Here is a 20,666-nt window from a genome sequence, read left to right as displayed (position 1 = left end):
CACGGCGACGGATGCCTCCCTGACCGGCTCCGCCGGACCCGCCGTACCCGCCGGACCCGCCGGACCCGCCGTGCCCGCCGTGCGCAGGACCGCGCCGGCTCCCACAACGCCTCCCGTCCCCGCCCGGCCCCCTCGCCTGCCCGTCCCGCAGCTCCGCCCCACCGACCGTTTCGCCGAGCTCCTCCTCAACGTCCTGAGCGGCCGGCGCCCCGTCCACTCGATGCTCCGGCACACCGCCGGGCGTGCCTACGACGAACTGGCCCACCTCGCCGAACGCGGCCCCCTGCGCACCCGCGGCACCCTGCCCGTCGTCCGCGACATCGGCTACTTCGAGCCCCGGCCGGGCGCCCTGGAGGTCTTCGCCCGCATCGGCGCGGGTGACCAGCTGCGCGCCATGGCCTTCCGACTGGAGCGCGGCGGGGACCTGCGCTGGCGTTGCACGGCGGTGGAGCTGGGCGGCCCCCGCCGCCCGCAGACGAACGACGACTGATCCCCGCGCCGGCCGACACCGCCGAAGACCGGTGCCGGCCGCCGGACAGGCCGAAGGGCCGGGCACCCGCGGGTGCCCGGCCCTTCCCACCGCTACGGCGCCCACCGGCACCGCACCGTCACTCCTGTGCTGTCACTCCTGTGCTGTCACTCCAGGGCCGTCACTTCTTGCGGCGTCGTCCGCCCTTGGCCTGCTTGCGGCGCTCCGCGCGCGTGAGCCCGTCGGACTGGGCCTGCGCGGGCTCGCCGTCGGTGGTGAACTCGCCCTCGACGACACCGCCCTCGCCGTCCACGGTCGGCGCGGAGAAGTGCAGGTCCCTGCGCTGCGGGGCGTCGAGCCCCTTGGCGCGGATCTCCGGACGGGTACCCGCCTGGGCCGGAACCGTGTCCTGCGGGCCCTTCTCCAGCGACGGCGCCTTGTCCTCGACCGGGACCTCCTCGACCTGCTGCTCGACCTGGACCTCCAGGTTGAACAGGTAGCCGACGGACTCCTCCTTGATGCCGTCCATCATGGCCTGGAACATGTCGAAGCCCTCGCGCTGGTACTCGACCAGCGGGTCCTTCTGCGCCATCGCGCGCAGGCCGATGCCCTCCTGGAGGTAGTCCATCTCGTAGAGGTGCTCGCGCCACTTGCGGTCCAGGACCGAGAGCACGACCCGGCGCTCCAGCTCACGCATGATCTCCGAGCCGAGCTGCGCCTCACGGGCCTCGTACTGCTCCCGGACGTCGTCCTTGATGGACTCCGCGATGAAGTCGGCGGTCAGCCCGGCCCGGTCGCCGGCCGCCTCCTCCAGCTCCTCGACGGTGACCTTCACCGGGTAGAGCTGCTTGAAGGCGCCCCACAGGCGGTCGAGGTCCCAGTCCTCCGGGAAGCCCTCGGCGGTCTCGGCCTGCACGTACGCGTCGATCGTGTCGTTCGTGAAGTGCTGGATCTGCTCCTGCAGGTCCTCGCCCTCCAGTACGCGGCGCCGCTCGCCGTAGATGACCTCGCGCTGCCGGTTGAGGACCTCGTCGTACTTCAGGACGTTCTTACGGGTCTCGAAGTTCTGCGTCTCGACCTGCGACTGGGCGGACGCGATCGCGCGCGTGACCATCTTGTTCTCGATCGGCACGTCGTCCGGGACGTTCGCCATCGACATCACGCGCTCGACCATCTGGGCCTTGAACAGCCGCATCAGGTCGTCGCCCAGGGAGAGGTAGAAGCGGGACTCGCCGGGGTCGCCCTGACGGCCGCTGCGGCCGCGCAGCTGGTTGTCGATACGCCGCGACTCGTGCCGCTCGGTGCCCAGCACGTAGAGACCGCCGAGGTTCTTGACCTCCTCGAACTCCGCCTTGACCGCCTGCTCGGCCCGCTCCAGTGCGGCGGGCAGGGCCGCGGCCCACTCCTCGATGTGCTCCTCGGGGTCGAGGCCGCGCTGGCGCAGCTCCGCCTCGGCGAGGTCCTCGGGGTTGCCGCCGAGCTTGATGTCCGTACCACGGCCGGCCATGTTCGTGGCCACCGTCACGGCGCCCTTGCGGCCCGCCTGGGCGACGATCGTCGCCTCACGGTCGTGCTGCTTGGCGTTCAGCACCTCGTGCTGGACACCGCGCTTGCTGAGCTGCTGCGAGAGGTACTCGGACTTCTCGACCGACGTGGTGCCGACGAGGATCGGCTGGCCCTTGCGGTGCTTCTCCTCGATGTCGTCGACGACCGCCTCGAACTTCGCGACCTCGGTGCGGTAGATCAGGTCCGACTGGTCCTTGCGGACCATCGGCCGGTTGGTCGGGATGGGCACCACACCGAGCTTGTAGATCTGGTGGAACTCGGCGGCCTCGGTCATCGCCGTACCCGTCATGCCGGACAGGCCGGGCTGCTCCTTGCCGTTGTGGTCGTGGCGCTTGTAGAGGCGGAAGAAGTTCTGGAGGGTGATCGTGGCGAGCGTCTGGTTCTCGTCCTTGATGTCCACCCCTTCCTTCGCCTCGATCGCCTGGTGCATGCCCTCGTTGTAGCGGCGGCCGGCGAGGATACGGCCGGTGTGCTCGTCGACGATCATGACTTCGCCGTCGAGGACGACGTAGTCCTTGTCCTTCTTGAAGAGTTCCTTGGCCTTGATGGCGTTGTTCAGGTAGCCGACCAGGGGGGTGTTCACCGACTCGTAGAGGTTGTCGATGCCCAGCCAGTCCTCGACCTTGGCGACACCGGACTCGTGGATGGCGACGGTGCGCTTCTTCTCGTCGACCTCGTAGTCGCCGGTCTCCTCGATGCCCTTGAGGGTGTTGCCCGCCTCGCCCTTCTTCAGGCGGGTGACCAGCTTGGCGAAGTCGCCGTACCACTTGGTGGCCTGGTCGGCCGGGCCGGAGATGATCAGCGGCGTACGGGCCTCGTCGACGAGGATGGAGTCGACCTCGTCGACGATGGCGAAGTTGTGGCCGCGCTGGACGAGTTCGTCCTTGGACCATGCCATGTTGTCGCGCAGGTAGTCGAAGCCGAACTCGTTGTTCGTGCCGTAGGTGATGTCGCAGCCGTACATCTCGCGGCGCTGGGCCGGCGTCTGGTTGGCGAGGATGCAGCCGACGGTCAGACCGAGGAACTTGTGGACGCGGCCCATCAGCTCGGAGTCGCGCTCGGCCAGGTAGTCGTTGACCGTGACGATGTGCACGCCCTCGCCGGACAGGGCGTTGAGGTAGGCGGGCAGCGTGCCGACGAGGGTCTTGCCCTCACCGGTCTTCATCTCGGCCACGTAGCCCATGTGCAGGGCCGCGCCACCCATCATCTGCACGTCGTAGTGCCGCTGCCCGAGGACGCGCTTGGCGGCCTCCCGGACGGTGGCGAAGGCTTCGGGAAGCAGGTCGTCCAGGCTCTCACCATCGGCGTAGCGCTGCTTGTACTCATCGGTGAGGGCCCGCAGCTCGGCGTCGGAGAGGTCGACGAAGTCCTCTTCGATGGAGTTGACCTGGTCCGCGATGCGGTGCAGCTTGCGCAGGATCTTGCCTTCGCCTGCACGCATGATCTTCGAGAGGACGGACACGGGGGTTGGTCTCCTTGCCGGTCGGGCCTGGGACGGTCGTTTTCCTGTGACGGACTGAGCAACGGCCATCGTATGCGAGGACCCCGTCGCCCCGGGAGGCTGCCGTAACGGGGACCGCGTACTCCTTCATCCAGCTTCCGGTCTGCTGTCATCGGGTTCAACGTCCGGGCACCGCGGATGGTGCCGCGCCCGCCGACGAATTGCGCGAACAGTGACCGCCTGTTCACACACGGCTAAAAGATGGCGTCCGTCGCGGACCACCGCGCAGAATCGGTCGATGGAACCCCTCACGCTCACCACCGACCGCCTCGTCCTGCGCACGGTCGGCCCCCGGGACACCGATTCCGTGTACGCCGCGTGCCAGGATCCGGACATCCAGCGCTGGACCACGATCCCGTCGCCCTACCTCCCCGAGCACGCGCGCGGCTTCACGGAGCAGATGGTCCCCGACGGCTGGGCGAACGCGTCGATGTTCACCTTCGGCCTCTTCCTTCCCACGGGGGACCTCGCGGGGATGCTCGGCGTCACGATGATCTCCCTGGGCGTCGGCGAGATCGGTTTCTGGGGCGCCAAGGAGCACCGCGGGCACGGCTACGTCACCGAGGCCGCCGTCACCGTCGCCCGCTGGGCCTTCACCGACCGGGCGATCGACCGCCTGGAGTGGCGCGCCGAGGTCGGCAACACGGCCTCCCGCGCGGTGGCCCAACGGGCGGGCTTCACCATGGAGGGCACATTGCGCTCCGCGATCAACAACAAGGGCGTACGCCGTGACTGCTGGATCGGCTCCCTCCTCCCCTCGGACCTCGCCCTCCCGTCGACGGCTCCGTACCTGCCGGCGCCCTAGCCGGCCGCGGGCAGCCGCGCACACCACCGAAGCCGCAGCAGGGCGGCGAAGGCCCCCTGGCCCCCATGTCCCATGCCCCCATGCCCCCATGCCCCCAGTCGATGCGTCCCCCCTTCCCGCGCCCGCACCCCACCCCGCATTCCCAACCCCGTTGTCAGACCCACCCCTTATCGTGCGGACGTATGACGACCCTCCCGCACCCCGTCACGGAACTGTCCGCAGACGAGGCCCGCCGCCTCGCCCTCCGCGCACAGGGCTTCCTCGGCGCGCCCGACCGCCGCGCGGGCGTCCGGGGCGTCCTCCGTCACCTGGGCGCGGTGCAGCTCGACACCATCTCGGTCCTCGCCCGCTCCCACGAACTCATCCCGTACGCCCGCCTGGGCGCCGTGGGCCGCAGGACGGTCGAGAACGCCTACTGGCACCCTGTTTCCACCGGCGCGCCTCCGGCACGACCGCACGCCTTCGAGTACTGGTCCCACGCCGCCTGCATCCTCCCCATCGAGGAATGGCCCCACTTCGCCTTCCGCCGCCGCGCCTACCGCAACCGCCCGCACTGGCACCACCACCTCCCCGACGGCACCTACGACCAGGTCGTCAAGCAGCTCCGCTCCGAGGGCCCCCTCACCGCGACGGACCTGGGCGGCGCGAAGAAGACCAGCGAGTGGTGGGACTGGTCGGGCACGAAGGTCGCCGTCGAGCGCGCCCTCATGTACGGCGAGGTGGTGTGCGTCGAGCGCCGCGGCTGGAAACGGGTGTACGACCTGGCCGAGCGCGCGATCCCGGCCGAGCTGCTCCACGACGAGCTGGACGACGCCGAATGCCTGCGCCGCCTGGTCCGCCTGGCCGGTCAGTCCCTGGGCGTCGGCACGCGCGCGGACATCGCGGACTACCACCGCCTCAAGGGCGAGCAGGTCGACGCCGTGATCGCCGACTCCGGCCTGGTCCCGGTCACGGTGGCGGGCTGGGGAAGGCCGGCCTGGGCGGACCCCGCGGCCCTGGAGACGCCTCCGCGCGGCCGTCACCGCACGACGCTCCTCTCCCCCTTCGACTCCCTGGTCTGGGAGCGTGCGCGTACGGAACGGATCTTCGGCTTCACCCACCGCCTGGAGGCCTACGTGCCCAAGCAGAAGCGGGTGCACGGTTACTTCGCGATGCCGGTCCTGGCCGGCGGCCGGCTCGTCGGCCGCGTGGACCCGGCGCGCGAGGGGCGCACACTGGTCGCCAAGCAGGTCACGCTGGACGGCCCCAAAGCGGCCCCGGCGGTGGCCCAGGCACTGGTCGAGGCGGCCGGCTGGGTGGACTGCACGGACGTACGCGTGGAACGCGTCGACGCGCCGGACCTGCGCGAGCCCCTCACGCGGGAGCTGGCCCGCCTGCTCGCCTGACCCTAGGCGGCGACGACCGCCGGCCGTAGGCCGTGGATGTCGATGTCGATGTCCGGTGTCGGTGTCGGTGTCGGCGGTCGGGCGTCGGCCGTCGGCCGTCACCGGATCTCGAGGATCTTCTCCCGCATCGCGTACACCACGGCCTCCATCCTGGAGTGCAGCTGCAGTTTCTCCAGGATGTTGCGCACGTGGTTCTTCACGGTGTTCTCGGAAATGAACAGTTCCTTGGCGATGTCGCGGTTGTTCATTCCCGTGGCGACGAGCTTGAGGACCTCCAGCTCGCGATCCGTGAGCCGTGGTGCGGGCACCAGCCGGCGTTCGTCGGTCCGCTGGATCATCGACTTGAACTCGGTGAGCAGTTTCGACGCCATGGACGGACTGATCTGGGACTGCCCGTCGGCCACCGCGCGAATGGCGGTGGCGACCTCGTCCGTCGAGATCTCCTTGAGGAGATAGCCCGTCGCCCCCGCCTTGATCGCGTCGTAGAGGTCGGCCTCCTCGTCGCTGATCGTCAACATGATGATCTTCGCGCTGGGGGCCACCTCCTTGATGGAGGTGCAGGCCTCGATCCCGCCCCGCTTGGGCATCCGCACATCCATCAGGATGATGTCCGGCAGCAGGTCGGCGGCCTTCTCCACGGCCTCCGCGCCGTCACCGGCCTCCCCGACGACCTGGATGTCCTCCTCGGCCGCGAGCACGATCTCCAGACCGCGGCGGAACAGGGCGTGGTCGTCCACGACCAGGACCCTGATCGGCTCCTTGCGCGCAGAGCCCGCGTCCGGGCCCATGCCGGCAGCGCCGTCGTCGACCCCCTGGTCGACGCCCTCGCCCCGCATCGGTCCGAAACTGTCCGCCATCGTTCCTCCCCCTGAAGGCTGTGGCCTGTGGTCCTGAGCCATCGCCAACCCAGAGCAACGACCCACCGGTTGGGCCGTTGCCGCCATGATTCCATGCCCGGCCGACACCGGGGTGACGAGCGGGCCACGAAGGGGTCGCACACCCTCGCGCACCGTCGCACAGCGGTGCCCCGGGGGGCGCACACGCGCTCCAGGGGCACCGCTTCCGCTGTCACCCGGCGTCGTCAGCCACCGAGCTCAGCCACCGAGCGCATCGCCCGCCTCGGGAGAGTGCGCCTGGGTGACCATCGTGTCCGTGGTGAGGTGGATCACGCCGTAGTCGTAGGCGTGCCGCCGGTACACGACGCTGGGCTCCTTGGTCTCGGAGTCGACGAACAGGTAGAAGTCGTGCCCGACCAGCTCCATCTCGTAGAGCGCCTGGTCGAGGCTCATCGGTGCGGCCACGTGGGTCTTCTCGCGGACGACGAGGGGGCCGTCGCCCTGGACCTCGAGCGAGCCGATCTTCTTGGTGGGGACGCCGTCCTGCTTCTCCTGCGGGACGACCTCGCCGCTCCCGTTGAGCGTCGCCGCGCCGGGGACGTGGTCGGCGACCTCGGCTGCCGAGATCCGGCGCGCACCGCGGCGCGAGAAGCGCTTGTCGTGCTGCTTGCGCAGCCGGGCACCGAGCTTCTCCGCCGCCAGGTCGAGCGCCGCGTAGGGGTCGCTCGCCGCTGCCTCCGCCCTGATCACCGGACCGCGGGAGCGGAGCGTGATCTCCACTCGGTCACAGCGGTCGGCCTGCCGGGGGTTCGGCTCCTTGGACACCTCGACGTCGAGGCTGATCACCTTGCCATCGAGCTTCTGGATCTTCTCCAGCTTCAGCTTCTCGGCCACGTGCTTCCGGAACCGCTCGGGCACCTCGGTCTTGCGGCCCTTGACGACGATGTCCACGCAGAACTCCGTTCCCGGATCACTCCGCTCCGACGGCGGAGCATCTCCCTTTTGCACCAGGCTCCGGTCTGTCCCAGAACCTCGGACTCGGTGACTTCCACCTCCTCCCCCGCGGGCGGGATCTCCACTCCACCAGTGCGGGTGATGGCGGTAAAACCCGCAGCACGGCATTCGGATTCAAGAGGTGTGGCCTGCGGCTTTGCCTCTCAACCGAACATATCTCGCCCGGACGGATGTCGTCACCCTCTACCGCGACGTACCTCCGTTCCGGCGAATTGAACCTCTCAATACCTGCAACGAAGCAAGTTCTCAGTCAGTTCCGGTTTATTTCGAAAGAATCTGGTGATGCCGCGACTACTGCCGCGCGGATCGCTTCACGGATCACGCCACCGCCTCCGTTCGGACCCGCCATTCGGGGCCCGGTCTTCCGTTCCTCTCTGCCTTCCCCTGCCATCGACGGATACACAGCCGATTTCGCCGTCCGGTACGTGACCGGCTCCGTCCCCCACTCGGACGCGCCGGGCCTCTCCGCGATCACCCCGGCCCTGCACGCCCCGGCCGTCGCCGCGCGCACGGCACGCGCCGCCTCCGCCAGGGAGGCCCCCGTCGTCATCAGGTCGTCGACGAGGACCACCGGCCCGCCGCCGCACAGCAGCCGTCCGCCGCCGGGGGCCACCGCCAGCGCGCCGGCGAGATTGTCCAGCCGCTGCCGGGCGCCGAGTCCCGACTGGTCGGCCACGGGGTGCCGCTGCCGCAGCACGGCCAGCACCCGGGCGGACGTCCCGGCCCGCCGCAGTTCCCCGGCGGCCGCGAGGGCGATCCGCCGCGCCGGGTCGTGCCCGCGTGTGCGCACCGCCCGTCGCGCGGAGGGCACGGGCACGAGCAGCACCGGCCCCCGCGCACGTACGGCCCTCGCCGCACCGGCGCTCGACCGCGCGTCCTGGAGCCCCGCCCGCACCGCGCCCGCCAGAGCGGCGCCGAGCGGTGCCGTGAGGGCCAGTACGCCCCGCTCCTTGTGGGCCAGCAGGACGGCCCGCGCCTCGTCCGCGTACCGGGCGGCCGCGTGCACCACCGGCAGCCCGGGCGGCTCCGGCACGGGCCGCACCCGACGCGGCGCGGCTCCGCTCAGAGCCGCACGGCACCGAGGGCACAGCACCGTGCGAGGCCTGCCGCAGCCTCCGCACTCGGCCGGCAGCACCAGGTCCGTGAGGTCCTGCAACCATCCCCGCATGGCCACCACTGTGCCAACGCCCGCACGACTCGACCAGGCCTGTGGAAAACGCTGGAGTGCTCACGGTGGAAAACTCCGGAGACCGAAAGCCACACATCACCCACACGAGTGAACGCCCACGTCGGAACAGCCGGACACCTCACCCCGTCCGGACGCTCCCCCCGTCCGGACGCTCCCCCCCCGTCCGGACGCCTCACCCCGGATAAACCGGCGCCGTCCCCTCCGCCACCTTCTGCCACTGCAGCCCGGACGGCAGCCGCACGATCAGGTTCTCCGAGTGCGCCACCAGCGGCAGCCGCTCGTCCTCGGTCGCGGCGATCTCCTTCACCCCGGTCAGGGCCGCGGGCACCGACGCCTCCGGCGTGGAGCCGTCGACCTGGACGTATCCGATCTGCTGGACGCCCCCGCGCTCGCGCCCGACCACCACGAGCCGGCTGTCACCGGCCCAGGACATGGCCGTGACCTCCTCCAGTTCCGGAGTCGCGGAGCGCGGTTCGACGACGGTGACCGCGGACGGTTCACGGGCGTTCCCGTCCCGTTCGATCCGTCCGATGATCAGCGACCGCTTGCCGTCCTTCTCCACGATGAGCGCGATCCGCACGCCGTCGGCCGCCACCCGCACGGCCTGCACCCGTCCGTCCAGCCCCGGGGTCCGCACCTCCAGCGGCTCGCCCGCGCCCTCCTTCAGGAGGAGCAACCGGGAGTCGGCCGGGTCTCGGTCGGCGATCCACAGGTCGCCCTGCGCGTCCCAGCTGGGCGGCGTCAGCCGGGTCTCCTCCGTCTTGCCCTTGCTGACCAGCACGGGGTCGCCGAGCGAACCACCCGACACCAGCGAGCCGACGTACAGCGCCTTGTTGTCGAGACCGATCGCGGCCGCGCTGTGCTCGTCCCGCGACACCGCCACCGACCGCAGGCCCACCGCGCCCTCGCCCAGCGCTCCGGGGACGGGTTCCGGCCGCGTCCCGTTGCTGCCGGCGGCGATGCGCACCAGGCGGTTCTCGTCGCGTATGAAGTACAGGTAGTCGGCCCGCTGGGCGGAGCCGCGCGTGGCGACCGCCTCGGCCCGGTCCTCGGTGAGCGAGCACAGTCGCGTGTCGCCCGAGCGCAGCTCGACCTCGTCCACCACCGGGGTCAGGTGCTGCAGCGAGAAGAGGAGCTGGGCCGCCATCTCGTCGCACCTGTCCGCGCCGACCCGGGCAGCCCTGTCGTTCAGCGGCACCGTCAGCTTGTTGTGCTCGTCGGGTGTCAGCGGGTCGGCCTTCTCCGCCAGCGCGGTACCCGCCGGAAAGCCCGACCTGACCCCGGGGGCGAGCAGCCTCGTCGGCCCGCTGATCAGGGAACGCACCACCTGGGTCATGGGGTCCACGAGCCGGCGCACGTAGACGGGGTCGGCGACGGCCGTCGGCTGCGCGCTCGTACCGGCCCGTGTGGTGGCAGCGGTGTTCGACGCGAAGTAGTACTTGTTGACGGACATGTAGGTGCGCTGGAAGTCCGACTTGCCCATGATGACGCCCTGCGGCAGCGCGTCGATGCGCCATTGCCCGCTCTTGTCGTCCCGGGTGAGGTGCACCGGTTCGCGGTACTGGCCGTCCGTCGGCGCGTACGATTGCTGCGCGTCCACCGTGGCGACCCTGGTGCCGGTCAGCATGACCGAGTAGTCGTCGGCGTCCTCGCGGCTTCCCGAGTGGTCGGACTCGGTGCCCGGCCCGCCCGTGAGCACCGTCGTGGACCGCTCCGGCCGCCAGGTCTTCGCGGCCTCGCCCGTCAGGTACTTGCGCGCCGTCTCGTACTGCGGCTCGTTGCTGGTCAGGGCCTCCAGGAAGCCCTGCACGATCTCCGTGGGCGAGTCGTCCTCCCGCGGCGGCATGGCGAACACCCGCACCTGCGGGTCCTGCCGGGGCGTGGACTCCACGCCCCGCAGGTCCCCGCTGTCGGGCATGGACGCACACCCCGCCAGCAGTACGACGCCACAGACGGCGTACGTCACCGCGCGTGCCGGTGTCCGCCGACCACTCCCCTCGCGGTCAGCGCCCACGAGATGCCTCCCCTTGCCTGTTCGAGTCCTCCGGCGCGGCGCCCGGACGGCTCGCCGCCGCTGTGTCCGGCGCGGCGTCCGGACGGCTCGCCGTCACCGCCTCCGGCGCGGGCCCGCCGTCCTGCCTCCGGGCGCCCGACACGGGCCGCGGCACCACCCGCGCGCCGTTGCCGGGCAGTGCCGTCGGATCGGCCGTGGGGGCCTCCGACCGCGGCGGGATCGGGCCCCGCGCGGACACCGCGGGTGCCTGTCCGGCCGACGCCTGCGCGGGAACGGTGGCCACCCTGTCCGCGCCGTGCCGCGGTCCGGCGTCGTGGGGGCCGTCGTCGCCCAGCCCGCGATTGCGCCGCGAGTCCGTCGGTTCCAGCGGTATCGGTGAGCCCCGCAGCGGCTCGTCCGCGGTCCTGGGCAGCGTCAGCCGGAACTGCGACCCGCCGCCCGGCTCGCCCCAGGCCTGCAGCCAGCCTCCGTGCAGCCGCGCGTCCTCCAGGGCGATCGACAGCCCCAGTCCCGTGCCGCCGGTGGTACGCGCGCGTGCCGGGTCGGCCCGCCAGAAGCGGCTGAAGACGCGAGTGGCCTCCCCCGGTTTGAGGCCGACGCCGTAGTCGCGCACCGCGACGGCGACCGCGCCACCGGCCGCGGCGAGCTTGACGACGACGTCGTTGCCCTCGCCGTGCTCGACGGCGTTGACGACGAGGTTGCGCAGTACCCGCTCCACGCGCCGGGCGTCCGCCTCGGCGACGACGGGCTGCTGGTCGCCGACGACGCGTATCCGCGTGCCCTTGCGCTCGGCGAGCGGCTCGGCCCCGCCGACTACCCGCCGTACGACCTCCCTGAGGTCTATCGGCTCCGCCTCCAGTGCCGCCGCGCCCGCGTCGAAACGGCTGATCTCCAGCAGGTCCGCGAGCAGGGTCTCGAACCGGTCCAGCTGGTCGGCGAGCAGTTCGGCCGACCGCGCGGTCACCGGATCGAAGTCCACGCGCGCGTCGTGGATGACGTCGGCGGCCATCCGCACGGTCGTCAGCGGCGTCCGCAGCTCGTGCGACACGTCGGAGACGAACCGCCGCTGCATCCGCGACAGGTCCTCCAGCTGGCTGATCTTCAGCTGGAGGTTCTGCGCCATCTTGTTGAAGGCCTCGCCGAGCCGTGCGATGTCGTCCTCGCCGGTGACCTTCATCCGTTCCTGCAGCCGCCCGGCGGACAGCCGCTCCGCGATGCTCGCCGCCATCCGTACGGGCGTGACGACCTGACGCACCACGAGCCAGGCGATGGCCCCGAGCAGCACCACGACGAAGAGTCCGGCCGTCGCCAGCGTGCCCGTGACCAGGCTGAGCGACTTCTCCTCCTGCGTGAGCGGGAAGAGGTAGTACAGCTGGTACGGCTCACCGTTCGGGTCGTTGACCTGCTTGCCGATGACCAGACCGGGCTGCGAGGCCTCGTCGGAGTCGTAGACGATCCGGGTGTAGCTCTGCGCCGCCGCCGTGCTGCCGTCGATCCGCTCCCGCAGGTCCTCGGGCACGCTGGCCGACCAGTTGACGAAGCCGGAGGCGCGCGGTCCGCGCCCGCTGCCGCTCTCCCCGCCCATGGGGAGCGTGACCACGTCGAAGGCACCCTGACCGCCGCTGGAGAGCGACTTCACCAGTTCACTCATCCACTGGATGACGTTCTGCGGGGGACGGCCGTCCACGGGCACGCCGTCGTCACCCGTCACGCTGGCCGCCTCTTCGGCCTTCTGCTTGGCGACCGCGAATCCACCGGTGGCCTGGCTCTGGGAGGCCTTCACCTTCGCGTCCAGCAGCCCGTTGCGGACCTGCCCTATCACCACGAAACCGAGCAGCAGCACCACGCCCAGCGACATCAGCAGCGTGGTGACGACGACCTTGAGCTGGATGTTGCGCCGCCACAGCCGCATGACGGGCAGCAGCGGACGGCGCACCCAGCGCATGAACAGACGGAGCACCGGGCTGCCCTGTACCCCGCCGTGCAGCAGCCCGCCCTCCAGCAGGCGGCTCCAGCGGGAGCCGGCGGGCGTGTGGCCGACAGGCCGTCCGGCGCGGGCCCCGGAGCGGCCGGGCGCCGAAGCGGCACTGTCCCTGCTCATGTCAGCTCGGTCCGGCCTTGTAACCGACGCCGCGGACGGTCACCACGATCTCCGGCTTCTCCGGGTCCTTCTCGACCTTGGAGCGCAGCCGCTGCACGTGCACGTTGACCAGCCGGGTGTCGGCCGCGTGCCGGTAGCCCCAGACCTGCTCGAGGAGCACCTCACGCGTGAACACCTGCCACGGCTTGCGGGCCAGCGCCACCAGCAGGTCGAACTCCAGCGGCGTCAGCGCGATCGACTGGCCCTCCCGCTTCACGGAGTGACCGGCCACGTCGATGACCAGGTCGCCTATGGCGAGCTGCTCCGGTGCCGGCTCCTCGGACCTCCTCAGACGCGCCCTGATACGGGCCACCAGCTCCTTCGGCTTGAACGGCTTCACGATGTAGTCGTCGGCACCCGACTCCAGACCCACCACGACGTCGACGGTGTCACTCTTCGCCGTCAGCATCACGATCGGCACACCCGACTCCGCCCTGATCAGGCGGCACACCTCGATGCCGTCCCGACCGGGCAGCATCAGGTCGAGCAGCACCAGGTCCGGCTTGGTCTCCCGGAAGGCGGCCAGCGCCTTGTCGCCGTCGGCTACGAACGATGGCTCAAAACCCTCACCACGCAGCACAATGCCGAGCATCTCGGCCAGTGCGGTGTCGTCGTCGACGACAAGGACTCGTCCCTTCATAAACGACATCATCCCATTAGCTAATCGTTACCTGGCGTGACCTGGCACACAGCTCCGCGAGAGCCCCGGCCGTCACGGGCGAAACCGCGCCCTCCTCGGTGACGATCGCCGTCACCAGCTCGGGCGGAGTCACGTCGAACGCCGGGTTGTACGCCTGGGTCCCCAGGGGTGCCACCGGAATCCCGCCTCCCGCTCCTGCCACCGGCACCTGCGGTGCTGTGACCTCGGTCACCTCATATCCGGGACGCTGTTCCACCTCGACGGACGCCCCGTCCGGCGTGTCCGGGTCCACCGTCGTGACCGGTGCCACCACGATGAACGGCACGTGGTGGTACCGCGCGAGCACGGCGAGCGGATAGCTCCCCACCTTGTTCGCCACCGAACCGTCGGCAGCGATGCGGTCCGCGCCGATGAGCACCGCGTCCACCTCTCCCGCCGCGAACAGCGAACCGGCCGCGTTGTCGGTGAGCAAGGTGTACGCCATGCCGTGGCGGGCCGCCTCGTATGCCGTCAGGCGAGCACCTTGCAGCAAGGGACGCGTTTCGTCCACCCACAGGCGTCGCAGCCGCCCCGAACGGTGCGCCGCGAGCGCCACCGCGAAGGCCGTTCCCTCACCGCCCGACACCAGCGAACCGGTGTTGCAGTGCGTCAGGACACGGTGCCCGCCGGCGGGCAGCAGCTCGTCCAGCAGCGCCAGCCCGTGCGCGGCCATCCGGGCGCTGGCCTCGGCGTCCTCCCGGTGCAGCGCCCTCGCCGCGGCCAGCGCGGCCGCGGCGGCCTGCCGGGTGTCGCCGGTCCTGGCGAGGGCCTCCTGGTGGGCGGCCTGTGCCCGGCGCACCCCGACGGCGAGGTTCACCGCGGTGGGGCGGGCGCCCGCCAGCGCGGTCGCGGCCTCCCGCACCTCGAAGCCGCGGACGGCGGCGAGCGCGACGCCGTAGGCGCCCGCGATGCCGAGCAGCGGTGCCCCGCGCACGGCGAGCGAGCGGATCGCCTCCACGAGCGCTGACGCGTCCGTGCAGACCAGTTCCACCTCCTCGGCCGGCAGCCTGGTCTGGTCCAGCAGGACCAGCACCGGGCCCTCGGGGGGTTCCTCCCAGCGAAGAGCCGGTATCCCGGTCGGCCGCTTGTCCTCGCCGCTTTGCGCGTACTGATCAGCCATGCGGTCAGTCTGCCCCCTGTCCGGCGGACAATTGAAGGTGCGCAGCCCGTACCGCGCCCGGTCCGCACTCGGCCACCCCATGGCACGATGGCTGCCAACCTGCCGCCGCGACCGCGGACGGGCACCGTGAAGGAGCGACGATGAACGACACTCCGGGCTGGGCCTCGCCCGGATCCGCCCCGTCCGACGGGCGGGAGCCCGGCGCGTCCGGCCCCGCCGAGCCCGCCGACCGCCCCGGCGGCCCCGCGCAGCCCGCGGACCGGCCGGGCGCGGAACCGACGGGCCCCGGCACGAAGTGGTCCAAGGAGCAGCCGCCCCCCGGCCAGTGGTCCGCACCCACCGGCCCCGGCCAGGCCCCGCCTCCCGCGCCGCCCCACCAGGGCTGGGGCAACCCGCCCCCCGGCCACCCGGGCGGCGGATACGGAGCTCCCGGCGGTCCCGGCGGCTACGGCGGCCAGGGCGGAGGGTACGGCGGCTACGGGCCGCCCGGTGGGCCCGGAGGCTGGGGAAGCGGTTGGGGAGGCGGCTGGGGAGGCCCCCCGCCCGCGGCCAAGCCCGGCGTGATCCCGCTCCGCCCGCTCGGCGTCGGCGAGATCCTCGACGGCGCGGTCTCCACCATGCGCGCCTACTGGCGCACGGTCCTCGGCATCTCGCTGACCGTCGCGGTCTTCACGGAGATCATCGTCGTACTGCTCCAGGGCCTCGTCCTGGACAACACCAGCACCGAGGCCCTCAACGACCCCGACGCCACCCTGAGTGAACTGGGCGACGCGCTGGCCGACACCACGATCAACTCGGGTGTCATCTTCGTGATCTCCCTGGTCGGCACCGTCCTGGCCACCGCCCTGCTGACGACCGTCACCAGCCGCGCCGTGCTCGGCAGGCCGGTGACCATCGGCGAGGCCTGGCGGGACGCCCGCCCGCAGGTCGTGAAACTCTTCGGCCTGATCGTCCTCCTGCTGCTCATCGTCTTCGGCATCGTCATGGTCGGCATGGCGCCCGGTCTCCTCGTCACGGCCGCGGGGGGCGGCGACGCCGCCGTGGCCCTGACGGTCCTGGGCTTCCTGGCCGCAGGCGTCGTCGCGGTCTGGCTCATGGTCCGCTTCTCGCTGGCGTCGCCCACGCTGATGCTGGAGAAGCAGGGCATCAAGAAGGCGCTGAGCCGCTCCGTGAAGCTCGTGCGCGGTTCCTGGTGGCGGGTCTTCGGCATCCAGCTGCTCGCGACGATCATCGCGAACGTCGTCGCCTCGATCATCGTCATCCCCTTCGCCCTCCTCGCCTCGGCCGTCGGCGGCGGCGGTGTCGGCGGACTCCTGGAGGGCACCGGGGACCTCGGCTGGACGTTCCTCGTGGTCAGCGGTATCGGCTCGGTGATCGGCTCCACGATCACCTTCCCGATCACGGCGGGCGTCGCGGTGCTGCTGTACATCGACCAGCGCATCCGCCGCGAGGCCCTCGACCTCGAACTGGCCCGTGCCGCCGGCCTCCAGGGCTCCGGCGCTCCCGGCACCACCCCGGGGAGCTGATGCGGTGAGTCCCGCGGGGGGAGTGCTCACGGAGGTGCTGTCACGCACCGCGGTACGGACGGTGTCGCGCGCGGGCGACGCCTCCGTGCTGTCGCTGTCGCGCTCCGGCGACGAACCGCCGGTGACGATCCCGCGCGACCCCGCGCGGGAGGCCGCGCGCCGCGAGCTGTCCAAGCGGATGTACCACGAGAACGACCCCAGCTGGTTCCAGCGGGCCCTGAACGCCTTCTGGGACTGGATCGACGAACTGTTCAGCAGCGCGTCCACCGCGACCCCCGGCGGGACGGTCGGCCTGATCGTCATCATCGTGGCCGCCGTGGCGGTGCTGGGCGCCCTCTGGTGGCGCCTGGGCACCCCGCGCCGGGGGCCGGCCTCCGCCCCCGCCCTGTTCGACGACCGCCCCCGCACCGCCGCCGACCACCGCGCCGCCGCCGAGGCACACGCCGCCCAGGGCCACTGGAACCAGGCCGTCCAGGAACGGATGCGGGCCGTCGTCCGTGCCCTGGAGGAACGCGCCCTCCTCGACATCCGTCCCGGCCGCACCGCCGACGAGGCGGCCACCGAAGCGGGCCGCGCCCTGCCCGCCCACGGTGCCGGGCTGCGCGCCGCCGCCCGGGACTTCGACGACGTCACGTACGGCGGCCGTCCCGGTTCCGAGCAGTCGTACCGTCGCCTCACCGAACTCGACCGCGACCTGGAGCGCAGCAGGCCACAGCCGGTGAGCAGCGCGACCGCCGGCACGGCCGGCAGCGCGGGCCCCGACACCCGCCCGGGAGCCGCCGGATGACCACCGAGGCCACGCTCCCCACCACCTCGGCCTCGCCCACCGCACGCCAGGTCTGGTCGCGCGCGCGGGGCATCGTGCTCGCGCTCGTCGTGCTCCTCGTCGGTGCCGTCGCGATCGCCGTCGTCCGCTCCGGCGCGAAGCACGGCGAACTCGACCCGCGCTCCGCCGACCCGTACGGCAGCCGGGCCGTCGCCGAGCTCCTCGCCGACCGGGGCGTGTCCACGCGCGTGGTCACCACCCTGGACGCCGCACGCGCCGCGGCCGGCCCGGACACCACCTTGCTGGTCGCCGTCCCCGACCTCCTGACCGAACGCCAGCAGACGCAGCTGCACGCCGCGACCGAGGGCTCCGGCGGCCGTACCCTCCTCGTGGCCCCCGGCGGCCCCGCCGTCGAACGGCTCGCCCCCGGGGTCACCGCCGACCCCGCGCTCAGCTTCGACTCGACACTGGCGCCCGGCTGCGACCTGCCCGCCGCCCGGCGCGCGGGCACCGCCGACACGGGCGGCATCCGCTACAGCAGCACCCACGTCGAAGCCGACGCCTGCTACCCCAGCCGTCGCCTGGCCACCCTCCTCCGCATCCCCGAGGCATCCGCCGGGGCGCCCCAGGGCGCCTCGGGCGACACGGTGGTCCTCGGCGCCCCCGACATCTTCTACAACAACCACCTCGACGAGCACGGCAACGCCTCGCTCGCCCTCCAACTCCTCGGCTCCCGCGACCACCTGGTCTGGTACCTCCCCTCGGTCTCCGACACCACCGCCCCGGACGACGAGCGCAGCTTGTTCGACCTGCTCCCCTCCGGCTGGCTCTGGGGGACCCTCCAGCTCTTCGTCGCCGCGGCCCTCGCGGCCCTGTGGCGGGCACGCCGGCTCGGCCCCCTGGTGCCCGAGAAACTCCCCGTCGCGATCCGCGCCTCCGAAACCGCCGAAGGCCGTGCCCGTCTCTACCGGAAGGCGAACGCCCGCGACCGCGCGGCCACCGCTCTTCGCTCCGCCACCCGCACCCGCCTCGCCCCCCTCACCGGCGTTCCCGTCGCCCAGGCCCACTCGCCCGAAGCCCTGCTCCCCGCCCTGTCCGCCCATCTCCATGGCGAACACGGCGACGGACAGTCCCTGCACACCCTCCTCTTCGGCCCGCCGCCCGCCGACGACGCGGCCCTCGTCGCACTCGCCGACCAACTCGACACCCTCGAAAGAGAGGCACGCCGTCCATGATGGACCCGACCACTGACAACGCCGGGCAGACCGGGGACCCGGGCAACGCCCGCGCCGCCCTGGAGGCCCTGCGCGCCGAGATCGCCAAGGCCGTGGTCGGCCAGGACGCAGCCGTCACCGGTCTCGTCGTGGCGCTCCTCTGCCGCGGCCACGTCCTCCTCGAAGGCGTCCCCGGGGTCGCGAAGACCCTGCTGGTCCGCGCCCTGGCCGCGGCCACCGAGCTCGACACGAAGCGCGTCCAGTTCACCCCCGACCTGATGCCGAGCGACGTCACCGGCTCCCTGGTCTACGACGCCCGCACCGCCGAGTTCTCCTTCCAGCCCGGCCCGGCCTTCACCAACCTGCTCCTCGCCGACGAGATCAACCGCACGCCCCCGAAGACCCAGTCGTCCCTCCTCGAAGCCATGGAGGAACGCCAGGTCACGGTCGACGGCACTCCCCGCCCGCTCCCCGAGCCGTTCCTGGTCGCGGCGACGCAGAACCCGGTCGAGTACGAGGGCACCTACCCCCTCCCGGAAGCCCAGCTGGACCGCTTCCTCCTCAAGCTCACCGTCCCCCTCCCCTCCCGCCAGGACGAGATCGACGTCCTCACCCGGCACGCCTCGGGCTTCAACCCGCGCGACCTGCGCGCCGCCGGCGTACGCCCCGTGGCGAACGCCGCCGATCTGGAAGCGGCCCGCACGGAAGTGGCCAGGACGACGGTCTCCCCCGAGATCACGGCCTACGTCGTCGACATCTGCCGTGCCACCCGCGAGTCACCGTCCCTCACCCTCGGCGTCTCCCCGCGCGGTGCCACGGCACTGCTCTCGGCCTCCCGAGCGTGGGCCTGGCTCACGGGCCGCGACTACGTCACCCCCGACGACGTGAAGGCCCTCGCCCTTCCCACCCTCCGGCACCGCGTCCAGCTCCGCCCGGAGGCCGAGATGGAGGGCGTGACCACGGACTCCGTGATCAACGCGATCCTCGCCCACGTCCCCGTCCCCCGCTGATGGCACTCACCGGACGCGCCGCCCTGCTCGCGGCCATCGGCTCCGTCCCCATCGGCATCTGGGACCCCAGCTGGGCGGGCGTCCTCGCGGTCAACGCGCCGCTGGCCGCGGCCTGCGCCTGCGACTTCGCCCTGGCCGCTCCCGTACGACGCCTGCGCCTGGTCCGCTCCGGCGACACCTCCACACGCCTGGGCGACAGCGCCGACGTCGTGCTGACGGTCACCAACCCGTCCAACCGGCCGCTCCGCGCCCTTCTCCGCGACGCCTGGCCGCCCAGCAGCTGGCAGCCCGGCACGGAGACGGCGGCCTCCCGCCACCGGGTGACGGTGCCCGCCGGTGAACGCCGGCGCGTCACCACCCGTCTGCGCCCCACCCGCCGTGGTGACCGCCGGTCGGACCGCGTCACGATCCGCTCGTACGGGCCCCTGGGCCTCTTCACCCGCCAGGGCTCCCACCGGGTCCCCTGGACGGTACGCGTCCTTCCCCCGTTCACCAGCCGCAAGCACCTCCCTTCCAAGCTGTCCCGTCTCCGCGAACTCGACGGCCGCACCAGTGTGCTCACCCGTGGGGAGGGCACGGAGTTCGACAGCCTGCGCGAGTACGTTCCCGGCGACGACACCCGTTCCATCGACTGGCGCGCGACAGCCCGCCAGTCCGCTGTCGCGGTACGCACCTGGCGCCCCGAACGTGACCGCCACATCCTGCTCGTCCTCGACACCGGTCGCACGTCGGCCGGCCGGGTGGGCGACGCGCCCCGTCTCGACGCGTCCATGGACGCCGCCCTGCTCCTGGCCGCCCTGGCCTCCCGCGCCGGCGACCGCGTCGACCTCCTCGCCTACGACCGTCGAGTGCGTGCTCTCGTCCAGGGCCGCACGGCGGGCGACGTACTCCCGTCCCTGGTCAATGCGATGGCGACGCTGGAACCGGAGCTCGTCGAGACCGATGCCCGCGGCCTCACCGCCACCGCACTCCGGGTCGCTCCCCGCCGCTCCTTGATCGTGCTGCTCACCACACTCGACGCTGCCCCGGTCGAGGAAGGGCTGCTGCCCGTCCTGGCGCAACTGACGCAGCGACACACCGTCGTCCTGGCGTCGGTCGCCGATCCGCGCATCTCCCGGATGGCCGACGCCCGCGGGGACACGGACGCCGTCTACGAGGCCGCGGCGGCGGCACAGGCCCAGGCGGAACGCCACCGCACCGCGGACCGGCTCCGCCGGCACGGCGTGAAGGTCGTTGACGCGATCCCTGACGAACTGGCCCCGGCACTGGCCGACGCCTACCTGGAACTGAAGGCGGCGGGACGTTTGTGAGAAGCGGGGCTCACTGGCCCCGCCACTCTCCGGACTGCCCCCTTAAACGCAGAAAACCCCGCACCGTTCCCGGTGCGGGGTTTCCTCGCAATAATTGTTCGGCGGCGTCCTACTCTCCCACA

The 20,666-nt window shown here is 71.9% G+C and carries 16 protein-coding genes; 8 read left to right on the top strand and 8 right to left on the bottom strand.

Annotated elements, in window-relative coordinates; genetic code table 11:
* The first annotated feature begins 79 nt into the window (after positions 1–79).
* Positions 80–490, top strand: coding sequence for an Rv3235 family protein (locus ACP4J0_RS30440; protein WP_426601940.1), 411 nt, complete (start codon positions 80–82; stop codon positions 488–490).
* 160 nt (positions 491–650) lie between these two features.
* On the opposite strand, the gene secA is transcribed toward ACP4J0_RS30440, so the two are convergent.
* The gene (gene secA / locus ACP4J0_RS30435; RefSeq protein WP_426601939.1) at positions 651–3,497 is read right to left on the bottom strand and encodes a preprotein translocase subunit SecA; all 2,847 of its coding nucleotides are present in this window, start codon (positions 3,495–3,497) and stop codon (positions 651–653) included.
* A gap of 277 nt (positions 3,498–3,774) precedes the next feature.
* Here secA and ACP4J0_RS30430 point away from each other — a divergent pair, with 277 nt between their 5' ends.
* Positions 3,775–4,341, top strand: coding sequence for a GNAT family N-acetyltransferase (locus ACP4J0_RS30430; RefSeq protein WP_426601938.1), 567 nt, complete (start codon positions 3,775–3,777; stop codon positions 4,339–4,341).
* A gap of 182 nt (positions 4,342–4,523) precedes the next feature.
* Positions 4,524–5,726, top strand: a complete 1,203-nt coding sequence (locus ACP4J0_RS30425; protein ID WP_426601937.1) for a winged helix-turn-helix domain-containing protein — start codon at positions 4,524–4,526, stop codon at positions 5,724–5,726.
* 98 nt (positions 5,727–5,824) lie between these two features.
* Here ACP4J0_RS30425 and ACP4J0_RS30420 read toward each other — a convergent pair whose 3' ends face one another.
* The 7 genes from ACP4J0_RS30420 to mtnA form a co-directional block, all read right to left on the bottom strand.
* On the bottom strand, positions 5,825–6,583 hold the full coding sequence (locus ACP4J0_RS30420; protein WP_426516556.1) for a response regulator: 759 nt from the start codon (positions 6,581–6,583) through the stop codon (positions 5,825–5,827).
* Between the two features lie 237 nt (positions 6,584–6,820).
* The gene (gene hpf, locus ACP4J0_RS30415) at positions 6,821–7,513 is read right to left on the bottom strand and encodes a ribosome hibernation-promoting factor, HPF/YfiA family (protein WP_426601936.1); all 693 of its coding nucleotides are present in this window, start codon (positions 7,511–7,513) and stop codon (positions 6,821–6,823) included.
* Between the two features lie 313 nt (positions 7,514–7,826).
* A complete protein-coding gene (locus ACP4J0_RS30410; RefSeq protein ID WP_426601935.1) occupies positions 7,827–8,744 on the bottom strand; it encodes a ComF family protein in 918 nt (305 codons plus the stop codon).
* Positions 8,745–8,937: 193 nt separating this feature from the next.
* Positions 8,938–10,779: an LpqB family beta-propeller domain-containing protein gene (locus ACP4J0_RS30405; RefSeq protein WP_426601934.1), complete on the bottom strand. Its 1,842-nt coding sequence runs from the start codon at positions 10,777–10,779 to the stop codon at positions 8,938–8,940.
* The gene (mtrB, locus tag ACP4J0_RS30400; protein WP_426601933.1) at positions 10,769–12,880 is read right to left on the bottom strand and encodes an MtrAB system histidine kinase MtrB; all 2,112 of its coding nucleotides are present in this window, start codon (positions 12,878–12,880) and stop codon (positions 10,769–10,771) included. The genes ACP4J0_RS30405 and mtrB overlap by 11 nt, the downstream gene beginning before the upstream one ends.
* A gap of 1 nt (position 12,881) precedes the next feature.
* Complete coding sequence (mtrA, locus tag ACP4J0_RS30395; RefSeq protein WP_193776289.1) at positions 12,882–13,571, bottom strand: two-component system response regulator MtrA; 690 nt, start codon at positions 13,569–13,571, stop codon at positions 12,882–12,884.
* A gap of 4 nt (positions 13,572–13,575) precedes the next feature.
* Positions 13,576–14,718, bottom strand: a complete 1,143-nt coding sequence (mtnA, locus tag ACP4J0_RS30390) for an S-methyl-5-thioribose-1-phosphate isomerase (protein ID WP_426601932.1) — start codon at positions 14,716–14,718, stop codon at positions 13,576–13,578.
* A gap of 140 nt (positions 14,719–14,858) precedes the next feature.
* Here mtnA and ACP4J0_RS30385 point away from each other — a divergent pair, with 140 nt between their 5' ends.
* Genes ACP4J0_RS30385 through ACP4J0_RS30365 form a run of 5 tightly spaced genes read left to right on the top strand, consistent with a single transcriptional unit; the run spans position 14,859 to position 20,544 of the window.
* The gene (locus ACP4J0_RS30385; protein ID WP_426601931.1) at positions 14,859–16,244 is read left to right on the top strand and encodes a glycerophosphoryl diester phosphodiesterase membrane domain-containing protein; all 1,386 of its coding nucleotides are present in this window, start codon (positions 14,859–14,861) and stop codon (positions 16,242–16,244) included.
* A 4-nt stretch (positions 16,245–16,248) separates the two neighbouring features.
* Complete coding sequence (locus ACP4J0_RS30380) at positions 16,249–17,031, top strand: DUF4129 domain-containing protein (RefSeq protein ID WP_426601930.1); 783 nt, start codon at positions 16,249–16,251, stop codon at positions 17,029–17,031.
* Entirely contained in the window at positions 17,028–18,245 is a 1,218-nt protein-coding gene (locus ACP4J0_RS30375) for a DUF4350 domain-containing protein (RefSeq protein ID WP_426601929.1), read from the top strand. The genes ACP4J0_RS30380 and ACP4J0_RS30375 overlap by 4 nt, the downstream gene beginning before the upstream one ends.
* Entirely contained in the window at positions 18,245–19,234 is a 990-nt protein-coding gene (locus ACP4J0_RS30370) for an AAA family ATPase (protein WP_426601970.1), read from the top strand. Before ACP4J0_RS30375 ends, ACP4J0_RS30370 begins: the two co-directional genes overlap by 1 nt.
* Complete coding sequence (locus ACP4J0_RS30365; RefSeq protein WP_426601928.1) at positions 19,234–20,544, top strand: DUF58 domain-containing protein; 1,311 nt, start codon at positions 19,234–19,236, stop codon at positions 20,542–20,544. Before ACP4J0_RS30370 ends, ACP4J0_RS30365 begins: the two co-directional genes overlap by 1 nt.
* Positions 20,545–20,666 lie beyond the last annotated feature (122 nt).

The sequence above is a fragment of the Streptomyces sp. WG7 genome, assembly GCF_049975785.1.
Lineage (GTDB): Bacteria > Actinomycetota > Actinomycetes > Streptomycetales > Streptomycetaceae > Streptomyces.
Note: the sequence above shows the minus strand (reverse complement) of the source record. Positions and strands in the feature narration are given on the sequence as shown.